This window comes from Saccharibacillus sp. O23, assembly GCF_002205895.1.
Classification (GTDB): domain Bacteria; phylum Bacillota; class Bacilli; order Paenibacillales; family Paenibacillaceae; genus Saccharibacillus.
This window is the reverse complement of the sequence record NZ_NJDE01000008.1, coordinates 129,207-148,921: the sequence shown is the minus strand read 5'-3', so window position 1 is coordinate 148,921 and position 19,715 is coordinate 129,207. Positions and strand designations below refer to the sequence as shown.

The window sequence follows — 19,715 nt, the reverse complement described above, 5'->3', positions numbered from 1 at the left end:
AGGTCCGAGCCCTGCTTCCTTATTACCCGGCGAGCGGGCGGTCAGACGCCGGATTTTATACGTTCCTTCATGCGCTCGTCGCCCGCCGCCGTTCGCTGGATCAGTACGCTTGATGCACCAGCGAAGCCGCGCCGATCAGCCCGGCATTCTGGCTGAGCGCCGCCGGAACGATCGCCGTGCGGCGTCCTGCCGGACTCAGCGCATGCCGCGAGACGTAAGCGCGGATCGCGTCGAACAGCGGTTCGCCGATCTGCGATACGCCGCCGCCGATCACCAGCATCTCGGGATCGAGCGTGTTGATCAGCGAGACGCAGCCCATGCCGAGACGCCGATAAGTGACTTCGATCAGCTCGCGCATCTTCGCGTCGCCGCCTGCCGCCAGATCGAACGCTTCCTTCGTGCCGACCGCACGGCCCAGCAGTTCCGAAGCCTGACGCGCGATGGCCGTACCCGAAGCGACCTGTTCCCAATACCCTTCGGTTCCCGCCGCGCCCGGTTCGACCATGATAAAGCCCACGTCGCCCGCGTTGCCGGAAGCGCCCGTGATCAGCCGTCCGTGCATATAGATGCCCGCTCCGATGCCCGTGCTCACCGTGATAAACACGAAGTTGTCCGCTTCCTTCGCCGCGCCCAGCCATTTTTCCGCCAATGCCGCCGCCGTCGCGTCGTTCTGGAAATGCACCGGCCAAGCCCCGAAATGTTTCTTCAACTCTTCGACGACGCCGAATCCGTGCCAAGCCGGCAGATTGGGCGGGCTATCGAGTCGGCCGTGTTTGGCGTCCAGCGGTCCCGGCGCCCCGACTCCGATGCCTTTGACGTCTTCCGGCGCGATGCCGCTCGTATCCAGCAGCGCGTTAACGGCAGCCGCCGTCTCCGCGATCAAAGCCGTGGGCGTTTTGGACGGATCGGTCTTGAGCGACTGCTGCGAGATTACGTTTCCGTGCTCGTCGACAAGCCCTACCGCGATTTTGGTGCCTCCGATATCGATTCCGATAGCGATCATGATTGCTCCTCCTTGACTTTACAAAACTTGACTAAATGTTTTTCTGTAAAGTAACATGGGATCAGCATATCATATCCCGATGCGGACGAATAGCGTTTTTGTTTCAGATCAAGGAGGCGTTGGCGATGGCAAGACCCAAGAAAATCTCGATGCAGACGGTCGCGGACCGGCTGGGCATCTCGAAGAATGCGGTATCTCTGGCTTTGTCGGGCAAAAAAGGCGTGAGCGAGGAGGTGCGGCGATCGGTGCTGGCGGCGGCGAAAGAGGTGGGCTACGACCCTTCCGGCGCCGACGGCCGGGCGGGCCGCGCAAGCCGGAACGTATTGGTGCTGGTGCCCGAACGGGTCGTCAGCTACGCGGACGACGAACACTTCCGCTTTTTCCACGATATGCTGTGGAGCTTGGAAGAAAGCATCCGGGCCAAAGGCTGCAACGCCGTCATCGCGCGGATCGACCGGGAGATGGAAGAAGGATTGATCCTGCCGGGCGTATTCGAAGACGTGGAGCATATCGGCGTGATCCTGTTCGGCATCGTCGCCAAGCCGTATGCGCGCAAAGTCTGGGAGAGCGGCGTGCCGCTCGTCATGCTCGATTCGTATTATCGCGATCTGCCCTGCGCGGCGGCGGTGTCGGCGAATACCGAAGGCGCGGAAGCGGCGGTGCGTTGGCTGATCGGGCGGGGGCATCGGCAGATCGGCTTTATCGGGCCGGCCAATCTGACGACGAGCCACGAAGAGCGCTGGTTCGGCTATTGGCGCGCGATGCGCGAAGCTGGGCTGCCGATCGACCAGCGGCATACGCTGCTGGAAGCGAGCGATTTCGATATGGACGAAAACGAGCGGGAGATCGGCGAGTTTCTGGCGCGGATGGGCTTCGGGGCGAGCAGCGGAGCGAAGGCGGACAGCGGCGCAGAGGCGGTGAAGCGGAAAGGCCGCGGCCGCATGGCGGGAAGCGAAGCGGAAGAGATAGAGCGGGATGAGGACGCGGCGGCAAACGAAGCCAAGACGGCGGAGCGGAAGGCTGGAGCGGCAGAAGGCGAAGCAGAAGCGATAGAGCGGAAGGCCGAGGCGGCGGAACTGCTGCCGACCGCGTTCTTCTGCGGCAACGACCGTTTGGCGTTGCTGCTGATCCGCCGCCTTCGCGCGCTGGGCGGCTCCGCGGCGGAACAAGCGGAGGTCGTCGGTTTCGACGGCTTGGAGCAGGCGTCAGAAGCCGGTTCCGGCGTATCCGCCACCGTCCGCGTCGACAAACGCGGAATGGGCGAAGCGGCGGTCGAGCTGCTGCTCGGCGGATACGGGAGCCGGCGCGAAGCGGTGCGCTGGGCGGCGGCGGGATCGTTTGAGCAGACGCCGAAAGGATCGCTCGGATGAGCGATCCTCTGGCTGCCGAGGAAGGATCGGCAGGCTAACGTCTTCGCTACAATCGATATTGCACCCTGCATTGCCTTTTAAGCAACGTAGAGCGCGCTTTTCTGCCGATCATCTGCCTTACGTTGCTTAAAAAGCAGCGTAGAAAACTTAACTCCTCGAAATATCCTCGATTTCGGCGTCTACGTTGCTTTTTCGTCAACGTAACCTCGAAATGTCAGCCGATAGTGCGGTCTACATTGCAGAAAAGGCAACGTGGGTCGCGCTTTTTGGCTGATCGCCTTTTTCCCAACTTTGCTCCGGTCGAGCCAGGCCCGGCGCGGCTTTGTAAAAATCATCACGAAACTTTTCCCGAAGTGTATCAGAACTGCAACTAAATTGGTCATCGGAAGGTTTATATATATAGAGTAGTAGGGTGTTTTTTAAACTCATCTCAACTTGTATCCTTGAAGGAGGACATTTCCCCATGAAAAAAATCTTGATCGCTTCGCTGCTCGGTTCCGCTGTTCTTGGTGCTTCTGCCGCTCAGGCAGCTCCAGCCGTTACGACTCCGGCTGCTCCGGCCGCTATGCCTGCCGCGACGACGCCTGCATCCGCACCGGCCGCGACCATCTACGGCAATGACGGTCTGGTTAAGCCGAGCGCTTATCCGTTCTTTATCAAGAACACGCTGTACGCGACATCCGACGTGATGAAGCAGCTGGGTATCGACGGGCTGAAGATCACTTGGGATTCCAAGACCAAGAGCTATACGTACATGCTCGGAGACAAGATGGTCAAAGTAACCGCGGACAGCAACATGGCTTGGGTAAACGGCAAAGCCATGAAACTGGAAGGTTCGCCGACGTTCAAACGCGGCGTGATGCGCGTTCCGGTCACCGTGATCCTCAAAGGCTTGGGCGAAACGGTAAAATGGGATAACACGACCAAAACGCTGTGGGTCGGCGATTCGATCAATTAAATCGGTTTTGCCGCTATAGGATTCCATGTATAGCGAACAGGCAGCTCCTTCGATAGGGGCTGCCTGTTTTTTTGCGGATTCTCTTCGCGTACCCATCCTAATAAAAAACTCCCGCCCCGCCTCGGAAAAAGGCGGAACGGGAGTGCATATCCTTTGCGCGGCGGCGGGAGCCGGACAAAGGGCGGATCGCTTAATCAGTCGCCCAGAGCGGCCAAAGGAGCCTTGGCGACTTCGAGCTTCAGCAGAGGCTGACCGGCTTCGATCGAGCCGCTGCCGAGGGCGTCGAAACGCTCGAATTCCGGCGTGTTGGTCACGATCATCGGCGTGGTCAGATCATAACCGGCCGCGCGGATCGCTTGAATATCGAACGCCAGCAGAGGCTGACCGGCCGTAACGGCTTGGCCTTCTTCGACCAGCACGTTGAAGTGTTTGCCTTTGAGGCGTACCGTGTTGAGTCCGACATGGATCAGCAGTTCCGCGCCGTCGGCCGTCTGCATGCCGACCGCGTGTTTGGTGACGGCCAGCGAGTTGACGATGCCGTCCGCCGGAGCGGCGATGATGCCGGCCGTCGGCACGACCGCGATGCCTTTGCCCATGTATTCGCCGGCAAAAGTAACGTCGTCGACGTCGGCGAGCGCTTTGACCGTGCCGGTAGCCGGGCTGTTCAGCGCGGTATTGCGGATTTCGACGATAACCGGTGCAGCGGCCGCGACCGTTTCTGTCTCGGCCGCTGCCGGAGCGACCGCATCGGCCGGAGCGTTCGTTTCCGCAGCCGGTACCGGAATGTCTTTGAAGCCCATGACGAACGTGACTACGGCGCTGACAGCGAAGGCTACGGCCATCCCGATCATGCCGTACGCGAAGGTCGGACCGATCATGGCCGGAATGCCCGGCAGGCCCGCGCCGCCGGCCATCACGTAGATCTTGACATGGAACAGTCCGTAGATCGCGCCGCCTACGGCGCCGCCGATCAGGCCGGCGACGAACGGCTTTTTGAGACGCATGTTGACGCCGTACATCGCCGGTTCGGTGATGCCCATCATGGCCGAGAAGCTGGTGGACAGGGACAATGCTTTGAACTGCGGATTGCGCGAGCGCAGGAACACGCCGAAGGTCGCGCCTGCTTGACCCAAGTTAGCCGCGAACATGATCGGCAGAATATAGTCGTAGTTCTGTTCCGCGAGCGACAAGATCGCGATCGGAACGAGCGCCCAGTGCATGCCGGTCATGATGATCAGCGACATGGTGCCGCCGAGTACCAGACCGCCGAAGATGCCGGTGTTATCGATCAGCCAAGTGATGCCGCCGGCCAAGCCTTGACCGACGAGGCTGCCTACAGGACCGAAAGCGACCAGAGTCGCAGGCACGATGATCAGCAGGGTGAGCATCGGAACGAACAACAGTTTAAGCGCGCTCGGAATGAATTTGTTCAAGAACTTCTCGACGTAAGAAGAAGCCCAGATCGCGAGCAGGATCGGAATGACGGACGACGAATACGTCACGACGGTAACGGGCAGACCGAGGAACGTGATCGCGCCGCCTTTGCCGAACAATGCGGTCAGCTCGGGGTGAAGAACGGCCCCGGCGATCGCCGCGGCGAGAAACATGCTGCTGCCGAATTTCTTCGCCGCGCTGAACGCGATCAGGATCGGCAGGAAGAAGAAGGTGCCGTCGCCGATGACTTTCAGAATTTGATAAGTACTGCTGTCGGCGGCCATCCATCCGAACGCGTCGGAGACCGACAGCAGCGCTTTGATCATACCCGCGCCGGCAAGCGCCGGAAGCAGCGGCGTGAAGATGCCGGAGATGATGTCGAGCAGCGCGGAGAACGGATTCTTTTTCTTTTTCGGACCTTCGTCCGCTTGAGCGGAACCGCCGCCGAACGCCGCGATCTTATTGATTTCTTCGTAGACTTTCGGAACGTCGTTGCCGATGATGACTTGGAACTGGGTTCCGGCGATATTGGTGCCCATAACGCCCGGCGTATTTTCGAGCGCGGCGCGATCCGCTTTGTCGTTGTCGCGCAGTTCGAAACGCAGCCGCGTCATGCAGTGGGTCATCGTTTTGACATTGGATTCTCCGCCGATTTTGTCGAGGACGGATTGGGCTGTTTGTGCTTGCTTGCTCATGTTCAGCCTTCCTTTCTGCTATGCGAGTTGGGCGGGATAGACGCTGACAGCGCTTCCCGCGAGATATTCAAGTTTTCGAAAAAAACGAAAAACCCGGGCGCTCGAAGACACGTACGGCGAAGCCGGGTGTCGTTCGGTAGCGGCCCGGGTTTTGCCTTTGCAGTAACAATCCCGAGTGTCGGCGTCGACGGAATGAACGTTCAAGCCGCCGACGCGCTATACAGTTGTCGATCAAGATTTGGCGATCCGGTCGATATGGATCGTCAGGTACAGCATCTCTTCTTTGTTGAGGCGGTAATCGTAATGCTCGGCGATATACGCCTCGATCGATTCGGTGCACGGGTACGCTTCCGGGCAGTTCGCTTTGACGATCTCGTAGAGACTGTCGTAGTTGTTGCCGGAATGGTCGCCGCTGATCAACCGCTGCGCGAAGAACTTCAGATGCGTCACGAAACGGTAATAGCTGATCGAATCTTCGTTGTATTCCAGACCGAAGTGCTTGCGCACGATATCGAGAATATCTTGGATAATCTTCGTAATGTCCATCAGGACGGGCATTTCTTCGCCGAGCTGCGCATTGACGAGGTGAAGCGCGATAAATCCGGCTTCGTCGTCCGGCAGCTGCACGCCGAGGCGGTCTTTGATCAGTTCGAGCGCGGAGCGTCCGACCTGATATTCGGCTTTGTACAAACTCTTGACCTCGAGCAGCAGACCGTTCTTGATATCGAGTCCGCGGTTATGGCGTTCGACGGCAAAATGAATATGGTCGGTCAGCGACAGATAGATCGAATCGCCGAATTCTTTGTCCAGCATGAGGGCGGCCAGCTTGCGGATCTCCTCCGTGAGCTGAACGTATTCCATCGGAATCTGTTCGAGCAGTTCCTTGAATTTGCGGGACGAATCGTTGCTTTCCGGACGAAAGACCTTCTCGATCTTGTCCGTATCGATTTCGTCTCCGGGCTTTTTTTGAAAGGCTAAACCGCGGCCCATCACGACGATCTCGGTCTCGTTGTCGTCCAGCGACGTGATGACGTTGTTGTTGAGCACCCTCAGGATTTGCATTGCGTTCACCTCTTGTTCGTCGAAGCTGCTTCGTACGGGATCGAGCCATTCTGCAGAATGGAAAACAAAAGGCAAAACCCAAAACACGTTGAGCACATGTTTTGGGTTTTGCCTTTGCAGTAACAATCCCAATTACAACGATAACACCGTTTTCACAGGTTGGCAAGAGGCAAAAGCGTACGCTTACAAAAAAATTTAAATTCCGAAAAAAGCAGCAAAAAAACCTTTCCCCGCGGCTTTTTTACCGAAAAATCGGCAGCCGGCGAGGAAAGGCGACGGAAATACACGGTCCGAGAATGCAGGATCAGGCGCCGAATTCCATTCCGTCAAGCGACGGCCGCTCGCCAGAACCCGAAGCCTCGTCGGCGGCAGGCGATAGTTTCTCCGCTCGGGCCGCGCGCCGTTTGTCCGATCGATGCGAGATCGCGGCCGCGATCATCAGCAGCGCCTTCAGCGCTCCGGTGAAGAATAACAGCCACGGCAGGGCGATCAATCCCCACCCGATGCCGGGCGCCCAAGTGGCGACGACTTCCCACGGCGCGATGCCCGAGACGAAATGCAGGATCGCGAGCGGGAGCGCGACGTTGCAGGCCGCCAGCAGCACGAGATTCATGACCGTTTTCCACGGAGCGGGCCGGAACGCTTTTTTCCAACGGAACAAGCTGCGAACGGAAGCGAGGAATAAGAGGATCGCTATAATCGCCGCGCCGTCCGCGATGCCGTACAGCTTGTTGTAATTCGGCAGGCTTTCCAGCGAAGGACTGCGACCCGTCAGGATATCGTCGATGCCCGGCAGGATGCCTCCGTAGCTGATGATCAGCGGATCGGCCGAGTTGGCCAAGATAAAGATGCCGTGATCGCCGCGAATCCGCATTTCCGAATACGTGTTTTCCGTCATGCCGTTATGCCAGATATAATCGCCGGTCGTCTGCCAGCCCATGCCGTAGAACGAACCGTCGCCGATCGCGGCAGCCGGCTCGCGCATCTTGGCGATGCCGTCGCCGCCCAGCAAACGCGTGCCGTTCAACGAACCGTTGTCCATCTGCATCAGCAGATACTTGGACATATCTTCCGCCGTCGAGACCAGATAACCGGACGGAACCGTGCCGGAATGTTCGCCTTGTCTCGTCGGAACGGGCAGTCCGAACAGCGACTGGTAACCGGAAGGGGGACGCAGATCCGAAGTTTCGGCCATCGCCGCTTGCGCCCGTTCCGGCGAAGAGAAGCTGCCGTTCATGCCGAGCGACCGGAAGATCTGTTCTTCCATATATTCGCCGTACGTCTGCCCCGATGCCTGCTGCACGATCGCGCCGAGAATATTGTAATTCAGGTTCGAATATTGGTAGCCCGCGCCCGCAGGCTCAGTCTGCGCGACGCTGCGAAGATCCCGAATATGCTGCATCAGCGTGCCGTCTCCTCGGGACAGAAACGCGACGCCGTCGTAGGTGGACAGCCCGCTGGTCTGATTGAGCAGCTGCTTCACGGTGATGCGCGCGGACTGCGCGGCGTCGGCCAACCGGAAATCCGGCAGATAATCGGTTACCGGGGCGTCGAGCTTGATCTTGCCTTCTTCGACCAACTGCATGACGGCGAGCGCGGTCAACGATTTGCTGGTGGAACCGATCGCGAGCGGCGTCTGCGGCGTCATCGGACCCGCGCCCGGGCCGGCTGTTCCGTAGCCCTGCATGTAGGCGATCTCTCCGTTTTGCACGATGCCGACGGCCAGGCCCGGAATATGCAGCCGCTTCATCGCGGCTTCGGCGTAAGCGTCGATTTGTTCCGGCTTCCAAGCGGCGGAGACGACCGGCGTCGATTCGATCACCGTTTCTTCGGCGGATTCGTCGTAAGGGGCCGCCGCGCCGGCAGACGGGTTGACGATTCCTTGCGGCTCCACGGACAGGGAAGCGGCCGGCGCGGCCGAAGCGACCGACGAGCCGGGGGCGGCGATCGACGCGCCGAGCAGCAGTCCGGTCAACGCGATTTTGGTTTTTTGGCTCCATTTCATCTCTATAACTCCCTCTCTGTTCACGTGGCGTGGCTCTGTTCCTATTGTAATCAATCGCCGCGCCGGCCAAATCGGGCAGCCGCCCGAAATGTTTCTCCGCCCCGAGCCGCCCGCCCGCCTAGACCTGAGGATAGGTCGAAACGGCTTCGCGGACACCGAATTGTCGAAAAGTAAAGTGATCACTTACTTACCCGGGCTGGAAAAAGAAGACTACAATAGGGGCATGCAGACCGCTTACAGGCAAACCGAAAGGAAAGGGGAATCGGCATGACGTATCCGCTGAAAGAACTGTTGAACGCGCCGCTCGAAGAACAGCAGGAGACCCGGAAGCCGCAGACCGGAACGGACCGGCGGATTCTGGAAGCCGCGCTCGAGGTGTTCGCCCGTCACGGTTATCAAGGGGCGAAGACGCTCGAGATCGCGAGAACGGCCGGAGTCTCCGAGAAAACGCTGTTCCAGCATTTCAAAAGCAAGGAGCAGCTTTTTGCCCTCGCCGTGCATCCTACGCTGCTGGATATCGTGGAACCGCTCGTCAAACGCTGCGTCGAAGGCGTGCAGAGCATCGAGAAACCGGCGTCTGCCGAGACCGAGCATGCGAGAACGGCGGAAGAAAGAGCCGAGCCTGCCGCGGCAGACAGCGATGCCGAGCTGCCCGGAACGCTCAAAGAACGGATGCGCGTCGTGGCGTTGGAACGGCTTAACTTCGCTTGTGAAAATCCTTACATGCTCAAGATCACGCTTCAAGAACTGCTGCTCCGCGACGATTACCGGGAAGCCGTGACCGGACTCTGGATGGATCAGCTCGCGCCGATCATCTCGACGTCGATCAAAGCGGGCATGCAATCCGGCGAGATCCGGGACCTGCCGATCGCGACCGTCATGCGGGTGGTCGTGCCCGTACTCAGCGCTTACGCGATGATCCGTTCGCTGCTGGCTCCGGAAGGCCGGTGGGACGACGCGCAGGAAGTGGAACTCATGCTCGACATTTTGTTTCACGGATTGGCTGTATAACCGAAAAAGAAACGGCGATAAGGACAACACATACGGACAGAGGGGAAAGGCGGATAAGCCATGTCAATGTTAATCGGACTCGATGTCGGTTCGACCACGGTAAAATTGGCGGTGCTGGACGAACGTTACGAACTGGTGCACGGCTGCTACGAACGGCATTACGCGGATATTCGGGGAACGGTGCGCCGGGTTCTCGAAGAGGTGTGCGAAAAGTACGGCGGACGAACGGAAACAGACAACGGAGAAATGCGGATCAGCGTGACCGGATCGGGCGGGATCTCCGTCTCGAAATGGCTGGGTCTGCCGTTCGTGCAGGAAGTGGCGGCCGGAGCGGAAGCGGTCGAACGGTTTATTCCGCATACGGACGTCGCGATCGAACTGGGCGGCGAAGATTCCAAGATCACGTTCTTCGAAAGCGCTGTCGATCAGCGGATGAACGGTTCCTGCGCGGGCGGTACGGGAGCGTTCATCGATCAGATGGCCGCGCTGATGCAGACCGACGCGGCGGGACTCAACCGATTGGCCAAAGGAAGCCGGACGATGTACGAGATCGCGTCGCGCTGCGGCGTATTCGCCAAAACGGACGTGCAGCCGCTGCTGAACGAAGGCGCGGCGCTCGAAGACATCTCGGCTTCGGTGCTGCAAGCGGTCGTCAACCAGACGATCGGCGGACTGGCCTGCGGCAAGAAAATCACGGGCAATATCGCGTTTCTCGGCGGGCCGCTGCATTATCTGGACGAACTGCGCAGCCGCTTCGTGAAAACGCTCGGCGTGACGCCGGAGCATATCGTGCTGCCCGAACGGCCCGAACTGTTCGTGGCCAAAGGCGCGGCGGTAGCCGCACGGCGCGAGGCTTCTTTGACGTTCACGGCGCTGGCGGAGCGGCTGCCCTTGCTGTCGACGGCGGCGGAAGCGAACGCGGATCGTCTGGAACCGCTGTTCGCGAATGCGGCGGAGCTGGAGGCGTTTCGCGCCCGGCATGCGCTCGACCGCGTTCGGCGCGCCGAATTGTCCGAAGCGAGAGGCCGCTGCTATCTCGGCATCGACGCCGGTTCGACGACGACCAAGCTGGCGCTGATCGACGAGCAAGGCCGGCTGCTGCATCAGCATTACGGCGCGAACGGCGGGCGTCCGCTGCATTCGGTCGTCGAAGCGCTGCGCACGCTGTACGGCAAGATGCCGTCCGGCGCGTTCGTCGCGGCTTCGACGGCGACCGGTTACGGCGAAGGGCTGATCAAGTCGACGCTCGGCGCGGACTTCGGCGAGATCGAGACGGTCGCGCATTATAAAGCGGCGGATCATTTTCTGCCGGGGGCGGACTTTATCCTCGATATCGGCGGGCAGGACATGAAATGCCTGCGGGTCAAAGACGGGGCGATCGACAGCATCCTGCTGAACGAAGCCTGCTCGTCGGGCTGCGGGTCGTTTATCGAGACTTTCGCCGAATCGCTCAAGATGAACGTGCGCGATTTCGCCGAAGCGGCGCTGCTCGCGCCCCGGCCGCTCGATCTGGGCTCGCGCTGCACGGTGTTCATGAATTCGCGGGTGAAGCAGGCGCAGAAAGAAGGCGCGACGCTCGGCGAGATCTCGGCCGGATTGTCCGGTTCCGTGGTCAAGAACGCGTTGTACAAAGTGATCAAAGTTCGCGGCCCGCAGGATCTGGGACGCCGGATCGTCGTGCAGGGCGGCACGTTCCACAACGACGCGGTGCTGCGCGCGTTCGAACGCGAAGTCGGTCAGGACGTGACCCGGCCGGATATCGCCGGGCTGATGGGCGCGTTCGGCGCGGCGTTGATCGCCCGCGAACGCGGAGCGGCTTTCGTGCGCGGCGGTCTGGCGGGCGCGGAAGAGCTGGACGGATTCCGGGCGGATTCGTCGATGCGCCGCTGCGGATTGTGCGGCAACAACTGCATGCTGACCGTCAACCGGTTCGGCGACGGACGGGAATACATTACCGGGAACCGCTGCGAACGCGGCGTGGGCGGAGAGAAGAATCCGGACGGCGCGGTCAATCTGTTCGAATACAAGCTGGAGCGGTTGTTCGGCTATAAGCCGCTGCCGCTCGACCGGGCCGAGCGCGGCCGGGTCGGTCTTCCGCGCGTGCTGAACATGTACGAGAATTATCCGTTCTGGTTCACGTTCTTCACCCGGCTCAAGTTCCGGGTCGAGCTGTCTCCGCGTTCGTCCAAAAAGATTTACGAACGCGGCTTGGAGACCATTCCTTCCGATACGGCCTGCTACCCGGCGAAGTTGGCGCACGGACATATCGAGAGCCTGATCCGGCGCGGCGTGGACCTGATCTTCTATCCGTCGATCCCGCGCGAGCGCGGCGAGACCGAAAAAGCCGACGACTGCTTCAACTGCCCGGTCGTTTCGGGTTATCCGCAAGTGCTCGGAAGCAACGTCGATTCGCTGTCCGGCGTCCGTTATCTGGCTCCGTATCTGCCTTTCGGCGATACGAGAAAGTTGGCTCGCCGGCTCTACGAAGAACTGCGCGAATTCGGCGTAACGCCCGAAGAGGTCCGAGAAGCGGTCGCGGAAGCCAGACTCGAAGAACGCCGCGCCCAAGCGGATATCCGGGCTGCCGGCGAGCGCGCGATCGCCCGGCTTCGCGCGGAAGGCGGGATCGGCATCGTTCTGGCCGGCCGGCCTTACCATCTCGATCCCGAGATCCATCACGGCATTCCCGAGCTGATCGCCGGCCTCGGCATGGCCGTGCTGACCGAAGATTCGGTCGCGCATCTGGGCGAACCGGAGCGTCCGCTGACTTTCGTCGATCAGTGGATGTACCATTCCCGTCTGTACCGGGCTGCGGACGCGGTCGCCAAGGAACCTTGTCTGGAATTGGTGCAGCTTAATTCGTTCGGCTGCGGGCTGGATTCCGTCACCGGCGATCAGGTCGCCGAACTGCTGCAATCGGCCGGCAAACTGTATACGCAGCTGAAGATCGACGAAGGCTCGAACCTCGGCGCGGCGCGAATCCGTCTGCGTTCGCTTCAAGCCGCCGCTTCGGAGCAGCGCGAACGGGACGGCAAACGGCAGGACTCGTGGGCGACGGAGACGGTCGGCGGCGCGTTCGGCGCGGCCGCGGCACGGCCGTTCGGAAGCGGCGCAGGCTGCTCGGGAGCGTGCGGGGAATTCGAGGGCGGAGACAGAGAGAGAGAAGCGGAAACGGAATTCGAAGCGAATATTCGGCAGGGCGCGAAGAAAGAAAAAAGCCGGTCGGCTTCCGACAGCCGCCGAGCTTCGCTGCCGCCCGCTTTCACTAAAGCGATGCGGGAGACGCATACGATTCTGGCGCCGCAGATGTCGCCGATGCATTTCGATCTGCTGGAAGAAGCATTCAACGCTTCGGGCTACCGGCTCGAAGTGCTGCGCGAAGCGGGCAGCGAAGAGATCGGCACGGGACTGCGCCACGTCAACAACGACGCCTGCTTCCCGTCGATCATCGTGACCGGCCAATTGGTGGCCGCCATGAAATCGGGCCGATACGATCCGGAACATACTTCGGTGCTGATCACGCAGACCGGCGGGGGCTGCCGGGCGACCAATTATATCGGCTTTATCCGCAAAGCGCTGCGCGACGCGGGTTTCCCAAACGTGCCCGTCGTGGCGCTCGGCACGTCGCCGACGGCGGAGCAGCCGGGCTTCAAGCTGACGCCGGGACTGCTGAACAAAGCGCTGATGGCGATCCTCTACGGCGATCTGCTGATGCGCGTGCTCTACCGGACGCGGCCTTACGAAGCCGAGACCGGTTCGGCGGACCGTCTGTACGAAGCTTGGATCGCGCCGTGCAAAGCGTCGATCCGCAGCGGTTCGCCGAAGACGTTCCGTGCCAACGCGGCCGCGATCGTGCGGGACTTCGACGAACTACCGCTGCTAAATCTGAACAAGCCGAGAGTCGGCGTGGTCGGCGAGATTCTTTTGAAGTTCCATCCGGGAGCGAACGGGGATCTGGTCAAGCTGCTGGAGAGCGAAGGCGCCGAAGCGGTCATGCCGGACCTGATGGACTTCTTCTTGTACTGCTTCAACGACGGCGGATTCAATCTGCGCCATCTCGGCGCGCCGCTCGGCAAACGGTTTTCGGGCATGGCCTTTACGGCCGTGATCGAATGGTACCGCCGTCCGATGCGCGAAGCGCTGGCGGCGAGCCGCCGCTTCGCGCAGCCTCTGCATATCGACGAACTGGCGCAGAAAGCGAGCGGGATCGTCTCGCTCGGCAGCCAATGCGGCGAAGGCTGGCTGCTGGCCGCCGAGATGATCGAACTGCTGGAGAGCGGCGTGGACAACGTGATCTGCTTGCAGCCGTTCGCCTGCCTGCCGAACCATATTACGGGCCGCGGCGTGTTCAAAGCCGTGAAGAAATTGCATCCTTCCGCCAATCTGGCGGCGGTGGATTACGATCCCAGCGCGACCGAAGTCAATCAGCTTAACCGCATCAAGCTGATGCTGTCCACCGCGCTGCGGACGCTGCGCAAGCGCGAGGAAGCCGAGCTTGAGGCTTCCTCCGGTTCGGGCGGCCCGAGCGGCCCTGCGGGGCCGGCCGCGAGCGTTCTCGCGCCGGAAGCTCCGTCCGGCGCGGAGCGTGCCGCTTCGCGGCACGCGGCGGCAGCCGCCGCGATGGCGGCTGCGACGGCGGAGACCGCCGGAAGCGATTGAGCTTCGCCGCAGGCTTCATGCGCGGCGAAGCCCGATCGCGAAGCTGCGGGCGGCGGCATTCATGCCGCCCGAACGTCGCGGCGGACCGGCTTTGCGGACCGCCTGCTTTTTCGCCGCGCGGCTGCGCGCGAACGCTTTATTGCACGAAGGAACGGATCTTCCGACCGTTCCTTTTTCTTATGCGCTCCGCGTTTTTCGGCGAAAAGACCAACGAATCGGTCGTTTCGAACGTTGATTGAGTACGCGACCTTCGAAGGAAGCAGGTTCAGACGGATGTTTGTATCGACAAGGAAGGATTCCGAAAGCTAAATCCAAAGCGAGAGGAGCCGAACCGATGATGAACAGTTTTTTCTATATGTGGGGGGCCTTCGGCCTATTAATGCCGATCATCGTGGCGATCGTCACGTACGTTATCTACTACTTCCTTATCCGCAAAGCGGTCAACGACTCGAACATGACGACCGAGATCTATTGGCTGCGCCGCGACTTGAACGAGCTGGAACGCCGCCAGTCCGAACGTTTCAACGCGCTCGAGGCTTATTTTCAAGAACAAAACAAGCTGACGCGCGAACAGAACGAACTGCTGATCCGTCTGGAACGCGCGAGCAATCAGGATTAGGCCGAGCCTTTCCGGATATCGCTGCTCCGCGGAAGAGAATGACGAGACAAGCAGGGAATAAGACTCGGGTCACGAATCTTTTTTTAGAAATACGTTGGCCGACCTTAATGTCAGATTTAATTCGGCCGGCTCACTAAGCAGGACGGAAACGGCTGCCGAGCGGTCGCGTCGAACCGTCCTGATTCCATGCGCAGGAGGAGACTTATGCCGAGCTTGATACAGTCGTTGAACCATCTGAAGACGGAGGACATTCCGTGGAGCCGCCTGACCACCCCTTACGGCAAAGGGACGGAAATACCGGATCTGATCCGCGAACGCCGCTTCGGCGAGATCGGACAGTTGGTCGAACATCAAGGCACGTTATGGCAGGTGACGCCGTGGACGCTGCTCTTTATGTTGAGAGAGTCCGCGGGCAAAAGGCTGGACGAACTTCCGGAAAACGAGCGTTGGGTCTATAAAGCGGTATGGGAAGCGATCCGGGACGTGGAAGAAAGCGGACAGGAGATCCCGGAATATCCGGCCGATCCGCTGGAGCTGCTGCGCGAAGAGCTGCTCTGGGCAGAAGATTCGGACGAAGAAGACGAGAGCGAATGGTTGGCAGAAGAGATGCGCGGCTATGATCCGGCCAGCTTCGCCGCTTATTACGTTTACAGCCGGATGCTGCTCGAAGAAGCTTTTTCCGACGACTACGGAACGAACGCCAAAAGATCGGAGCGGAGCGAATGAACGATACGGAGCAAACGGACATCGACATATTGGAGATCGACGAAGAACTGCGGCTGCGCCCGTATGGCGGCATGAACGATATTCTGGCGGCCCGGCCGTGGTACAGCGATCGCGAGGTGCTGCGGATGTCGGAAGGCATGGAAACGGGCATTTACGATACGGCGGCGATTCTGCGGATGTACGGTTACCTGAGCGGCGCGGGCGAGCTGTACATGATCGAAACGCTCGAAAAAGACGGTTGGCGGCCGATCGGCGACGCGGCGCTGCTGGAAGACAATCTGCCGATCACGGTCGGCGACGCGGAATACCGCTCGCGCGGCATCGGCCGCTGCGTGCTGGACCGGTTGATCGAACGTGCGCGCGAGCAGGATCGGAAAGTGTTGAAAATCGGCATGATCTACGCCTACAACGAGCGCTCGCGCCGATTGTACACCGGAGCCGGGTTCGTCCCGGTATGCGAAGTGGTCGACACGAACGGCAACGCGGGGTTTCGGTACGAGCGGAAGTTGTAGGTCAGAACAAGACGAAGAAGGGAGCCTTGCCGGGTGAGCGTATATACCTCGATTCGCCTGTTGATCGAAGAACTCGATACGTCGCTCTTCGCGTCCGCCGAACCGCCCGATCCGTTCCGCACGGTACAGTCGATGCGCCGCGTGATGCCGGAGATTCGGCGATACGGAAAAAACATGAATCCCGAGGATTGGGACCGTCTGCAACCGTATATCGAGAGCGACGAAGAGATCCTGATTTCCGAAGATGCCTACCACGGCGCGCGACGGTCTTGGGAGTACGCCAAAAGTCGGCTTCACGATAAAAAAGGAGTCGGAGCTTTCTACTCCGGCCTTGCCCGAGCGTTCGACGACTTGCTCGTATACAGTCTTTCTTGGTCGGAGGGCTGCGAAGTCTGTCAAGGGACTTTATATTATTACGTGCTGTCCGATCGCGGCACGGAAACGTTGGTCACGTCATGCGGAACTTGCGGCGGATTATTCGATGCGCGAAGCGGAAGCCGCATCCTCTTTTCGGAAGACTCGTCGATCCGACGGGCGGTCAAAGCCGACCTCGAACGTTTTTGAATCAAGCGAGACGACGGCGCAAAAGCCGAAAAAACGCGGGTGCGTACGCCGCAAAAACGGGTACATAAGAAACACACGGACCCCGCCGAGTCGATTTAAGCCGAGCTTGGTTAAGCCTAACCGGGCTTAAGGCGGCCTCGGGTCCGTATCCGGTATTCGGGAGGTATGCGCATGCTGCTGCTGATCGGAGTGTTTCTGCTGCTGAGCCCGCTGGCTTTGATGCGTCCGGACCGTCTGGTTCATCCGCCGGTCGACCCGCACGAACGGGGCGCGGCCGAACCGAGGAACTTCTTGTCCGAAGGTTATCGGGCAATCGGATTTTTTATGCTGCTTACGTCGCTGTCGATCGGAATCATGCTGATTTTGTACGGCGGCTGAACGTTATCGACCGCGTGCTGTCGCGAGCGAATTCCGGGGCTTTTCTCGCAGGGAAAAGCCTTTTTGGCATGGGGCCGGCGCAGAGTTGACATCGGTTTGAAAACGAGGCGAGTTTGAGGCAAACTGGAACTATCGGAAGCCGAATCAACAGAACCGGCGAACCTATCGAGGAGGATACAAAGATGAGCGGACAATGGACGATCGAATCGATGCCGAACATGAAAGGAAAACGGGTCATCATCACGGGCGGCAGCGGCGGATTGGGGCTGGAGACGGCTTACGGCTTCGCCGCGAAAGGCGCGGAAGTGATTCTGGCCGTCCGCAATATGGAAAGAGGCCAGAAAGCCGCCGACGGCCTGCTGAAAAAATTCCCGCAGGCGAACGTGGAAGTCATGCGTCTGGATCTGGCGGATCTGTCAAGCGTCGAAGCGTTCGCGGCGGGCGTGCTGGGCAAATACGCGTCGCTGCATGTTTTGGTCAATAACGCGGGCGTCATGATCCCGCCGTTCAGTCGGACCAAAGACGGTTTCGAGCTTCAGTTCGGCAGCAATCATCTGGGACACTTCGCTCTGACGGGCCGCCTGCTGCCGCTGCTGCTGAAAACGCCGGGTTCGCGGGTCGTGACGTTGAGCAGCATCGCGGCCAGAAGCGGCTATATCTATTTCAACAATCTGGACGGCCGGATCGGATACAGCGCGATGAAGTTCTACGGCCAGAGCAAACTCGCCAATCTGCTGTTCGCGCGCGAACTTCAAGAACGCTTGTCCGCCGTCGGCGCCGATACGTTGAGCATCGCCTGCCATCCGGGCGTCTCGAACACCAATCTGATCTCGCGCGGTTCCGGCAAGCAGGCGGGGCGCGTCGTGGCGGCGCTCTGGGGCTTGGTGAGCCAGCCGGCGGCGATGGGCGCGCTGCCTACGTTGTACGCGGCGACCGAACCGAAGCTTCGCGGCGGCGAATATATCGGACCGGACGGCAAAGGCGGACGCAAAGGCTATCCGAGCTTCGATCGTTCCGTCGATTACAAGATGAACACGGAGACGATGGACAAACTGTGGCGCGTATCGGAAGAATTGACCGGCGTGCATTACGATTTCAGCAGCGGCACGGAGCACGAGAAACCGGAAGATCTGGCGCATTTGGGCATTCGCATGTAAGTCGGTGATCGAAAGCGTTTTTTTGTTTTGTTGAAATAAGTTGAAATCCTCGGTATGATAAAAGTATAACTAGTGACGAGGAGTTAGAAACCTTGAAAAAAATCACGCTTCAAATGATCGCGGATCAAGTCGGCGTATCCAAAGCTCTGGTCTCTAAAGCATTGTCTAACGATCCGGCCGTCAACGATCAGACTCGCGAGACGATCTGGCGTACGGCGGGCGAGATGGGATACCGTATCGAAAAATTGAAAAAGGCGACGGCGTTCTCCAAAACGGGCAACATTGCCGTTCTGATGCCTCAAGCTTATTTGAGCGATATCGAGTATTGGGGCAAAGTCATTCGGGGCATCGACAAAGCGTTGGCGGATCACGGGTACAGCATGATCTTGTCGGGCATCGATATCGAACTTGCGCCCGAAGATTCGCTTCCTTCCAGCATCCTCGACGCCAAGGCCGACGGCGCGCTGCTGATGGGTCATATGCCTCAAGCCTACGTCGACGCGCTGTCCGCGAGGTCGTTTCCGACGGTGCTCGTCGATTCGAGCCTGCCGAATCCGCCGTTCGATCATGTGCTGGCGAACAATTACGCCGGCGCGTATTCCGCGGCGGAAGCGCTGGTGGCCGCCGGGCATCGGAAATTGGCGTTCGTGGGCGATCCGGAAACGGCATGGAGCTTCCGCGAACGGGCGCGCGGGTTCGAAGAAGGCGTGCGCGATTTCAATGCGCGGACCGGCGAGAATGCTTCGGTAGCCAAGATTCGAGGCATCGGCGTCAGCGGCAAAGGCAACTATATTTCGCCGGAATTTACCGACCGGTTGAAGCAGGCGATCGAACGCGACGAAATCGGCGCGCTGTTCTGCGCCAACGATATGCTGGCGCTGGAATCGATTCGCCAGCTTCGGGAATACGGACTGGAATGCCCGGACGATCTGTCCGTGATCGGCTTCGACGATCTGTCGTTGTCCGGTTACGTGCAGCCCGCTCTGACGACCGTGCGCGTGCCGAAAGAACGGATCGGCACCCGGGCGGCCGAACTGCTGATCCGCCGCCTACGCCAACCTTCCGGAGCGGCCGAACAGGTCCTTCTCGCCACGACGCTGATCGAACGGGCTTCGGTCAAACCGATTTGATTTCGGCCGATATTCGCTTTTCTCTATAGCTTGACCCGAAGAAGCTCTCTGACTAAGAGAGCTTCTTCGGCGCGTCGGGAAATTCGTATACGCGGGAGGGACAAACCGTCTGCGAGCGGCGTCCGAACTTTCTCGACACGTCGAGACGTTCGAATAAACCCGCCTCGCAAGCAAGTTCACGCCCGACCCCGCTCCGCTAACTTGCTCCGCTAACGGATCGTGAATCCGTTAGAACCGCAAAATAACCCCCTTCGAAATTTTAACGGATCGTAGGTTCCTTAGCCGTCCGATTCGCTTCTTTTTAAGCCGAAAATCCGCCTTTTTTCATTCTAAGCGCCGCCTCGTTCCGTTAGAATTCCCAAACCGCCGCAAATACCCGCTAAGCGTCATCTCGTTCCGTTAGAAACCGAACCGCCGTACCGGACTTCGATC

15 protein-coding genes are annotated in these 19,715 nt (G+C 59.8%); 11 read left to right on the top strand and 4 right to left on the bottom strand.

Translation table 11 applies throughout. The annotated features are described in order from the left end of the window. Nucleotides 1–100: 100 nt before the first annotated feature. Complete coding sequence (locus CDO73_RS11025; protein WP_088488588.1) at nt 101–1,003, bottom strand: ROK family protein; 903 nt, start codon at nt 1,001–1,003, stop codon at nt 101–103. A gap of 125 nt (nt 1,004–1,128) precedes the next feature. On the opposite strand from CDO73_RS11025, the gene CDO73_RS27205 reads away from it, so the two are divergent. Beyond that, nucleotides 1,129–2,373 (top strand): substrate-binding domain-containing protein, encoded by a 1,245-nt coding sequence (locus tag CDO73_RS27205; RefSeq protein ID WP_256972653.1) that lies wholly within the window; start codon nt 1,129–1,131, stop codon nt 2,371–2,373. Between the two features lie 463 nt (nt 2,374–2,836). Next, the gene (locus CDO73_RS11015; RefSeq protein WP_088488587.1) at nt 2,837–3,331 is read left to right on the top strand and encodes a copper amine oxidase N-terminal domain-containing protein; all 495 of its coding nucleotides are present in this window, start codon (nt 2,837–2,839) and stop codon (nt 3,329–3,331) included. 194 nt (nt 3,332–3,525) lie between these two features. Here the strand turns inward: CDO73_RS11015 and CDO73_RS11010 are convergent, their stop codons facing one another. The 3 genes from CDO73_RS11010 to CDO73_RS11000 all read right to left on the bottom strand — a co-directional run bounded on the left by CDO73_RS11010 (nt 3,526) and on the right by CDO73_RS11000 (nt 8,527). Next, a complete protein-coding gene (locus CDO73_RS11010) occupies nt 3,526–5,460 on the bottom strand; it encodes a beta-glucoside-specific PTS transporter subunit IIABC (protein WP_088488586.1) in 1,935 nt (644 codons plus the stop codon). A 231-nt stretch (nt 5,461–5,691) separates the two neighbouring features. Further along, nucleotides 5,692–6,522, bottom strand: a complete 831-nt coding sequence (gene licT / locus CDO73_RS11005) for a BglG family transcription antiterminator LicT (RefSeq protein ID WP_088488585.1) — start codon at nt 6,520–6,522, stop codon at nt 5,692–5,694. A 304-nt stretch (nt 6,523–6,826) separates the two neighbouring features. Further along, the gene (locus tag CDO73_RS11000) at nt 6,827–8,527 is read right to left on the bottom strand and encodes a serine hydrolase domain-containing protein (protein WP_088488584.1); all 1,701 of its coding nucleotides are present in this window, start codon (nt 8,525–8,527) and stop codon (nt 6,827–6,829) included. Between the two features lie 267 nt (nt 8,528–8,794). Between CDO73_RS11000 and CDO73_RS10990 the strand changes: the two genes are divergently transcribed. From CDO73_RS10990 to CDO73_RS10950, 9 genes are all read left to right on the top strand, one after another. After that, nucleotides 8,795–9,538 (top strand): TetR/AcrR family transcriptional regulator, encoded by a 744-nt coding sequence (locus tag CDO73_RS10990; protein ID WP_088488582.1) that lies wholly within the window; start codon nt 8,795–8,797, stop codon nt 9,536–9,538. A 60-nt stretch (nt 9,539–9,598) separates the two neighbouring features. Further along, nucleotides 9,599–14,197: a 2-hydroxyacyl-CoA dehydratase gene (locus CDO73_RS10985; protein WP_088488581.1), complete on the top strand. Its 4,599-nt coding sequence runs from the start codon at nt 9,599–9,601 to the stop codon at nt 14,195–14,197. Nucleotides 14,198–14,531: 334 nt separating this feature from the next. Beyond that, entirely contained in the window at nt 14,532–14,816 is a 285-nt protein-coding gene (locus CDO73_RS10980) for a hypothetical protein (RefSeq protein ID WP_088488580.1), read from the top strand. 204 nt (nt 14,817–15,020) lie between these two features. Next, complete coding sequence (locus tag CDO73_RS10975; RefSeq protein WP_088488579.1) at nt 15,021–15,542, top strand: hypothetical protein; 522 nt, start codon at nt 15,021–15,023, stop codon at nt 15,540–15,542. Continuing rightward, complete coding sequence (locus CDO73_RS10970) at nt 15,539–16,054, top strand: GNAT family N-acetyltransferase (RefSeq protein ID WP_088488578.1); 516 nt, start codon at nt 15,539–15,541, stop codon at nt 16,052–16,054. Before CDO73_RS10975 ends, CDO73_RS10970 begins: the two co-directional genes overlap by 4 nt. 33 nt (nt 16,055–16,087) lie before the next feature. Continuing rightward, entirely contained in the window at nt 16,088–16,618 is a 531-nt protein-coding gene (locus tag CDO73_RS10965; protein WP_088488577.1) for a hypothetical protein, read from the top strand. A gap of 171 nt (nt 16,619–16,789) precedes the next feature. Further along, complete coding sequence (locus CDO73_RS10960; RefSeq protein WP_088488576.1) at nt 16,790–16,996, top strand: hypothetical protein; 207 nt, start codon at nt 16,790–16,792, stop codon at nt 16,994–16,996. A gap of 182 nt (nt 16,997–17,178) precedes the next feature. Further along, on the top strand, nt 17,179–18,153 hold the full coding sequence (locus tag CDO73_RS10955; RefSeq protein WP_088488575.1) for an oxidoreductase: 975 nt from the start codon (nt 17,179–17,181) through the stop codon (nt 18,151–18,153). 92 nt (nt 18,154–18,245) lie between these two features. Beyond that, nucleotides 18,246–19,283: a LacI family DNA-binding transcriptional regulator gene (locus tag CDO73_RS10950; RefSeq protein ID WP_088488574.1), complete on the top strand. Its 1,038-nt coding sequence runs from the start codon at nt 18,246–18,248 to the stop codon at nt 19,281–19,283. Nucleotides 19,284–19,715 lie beyond the last annotated feature (432 nt).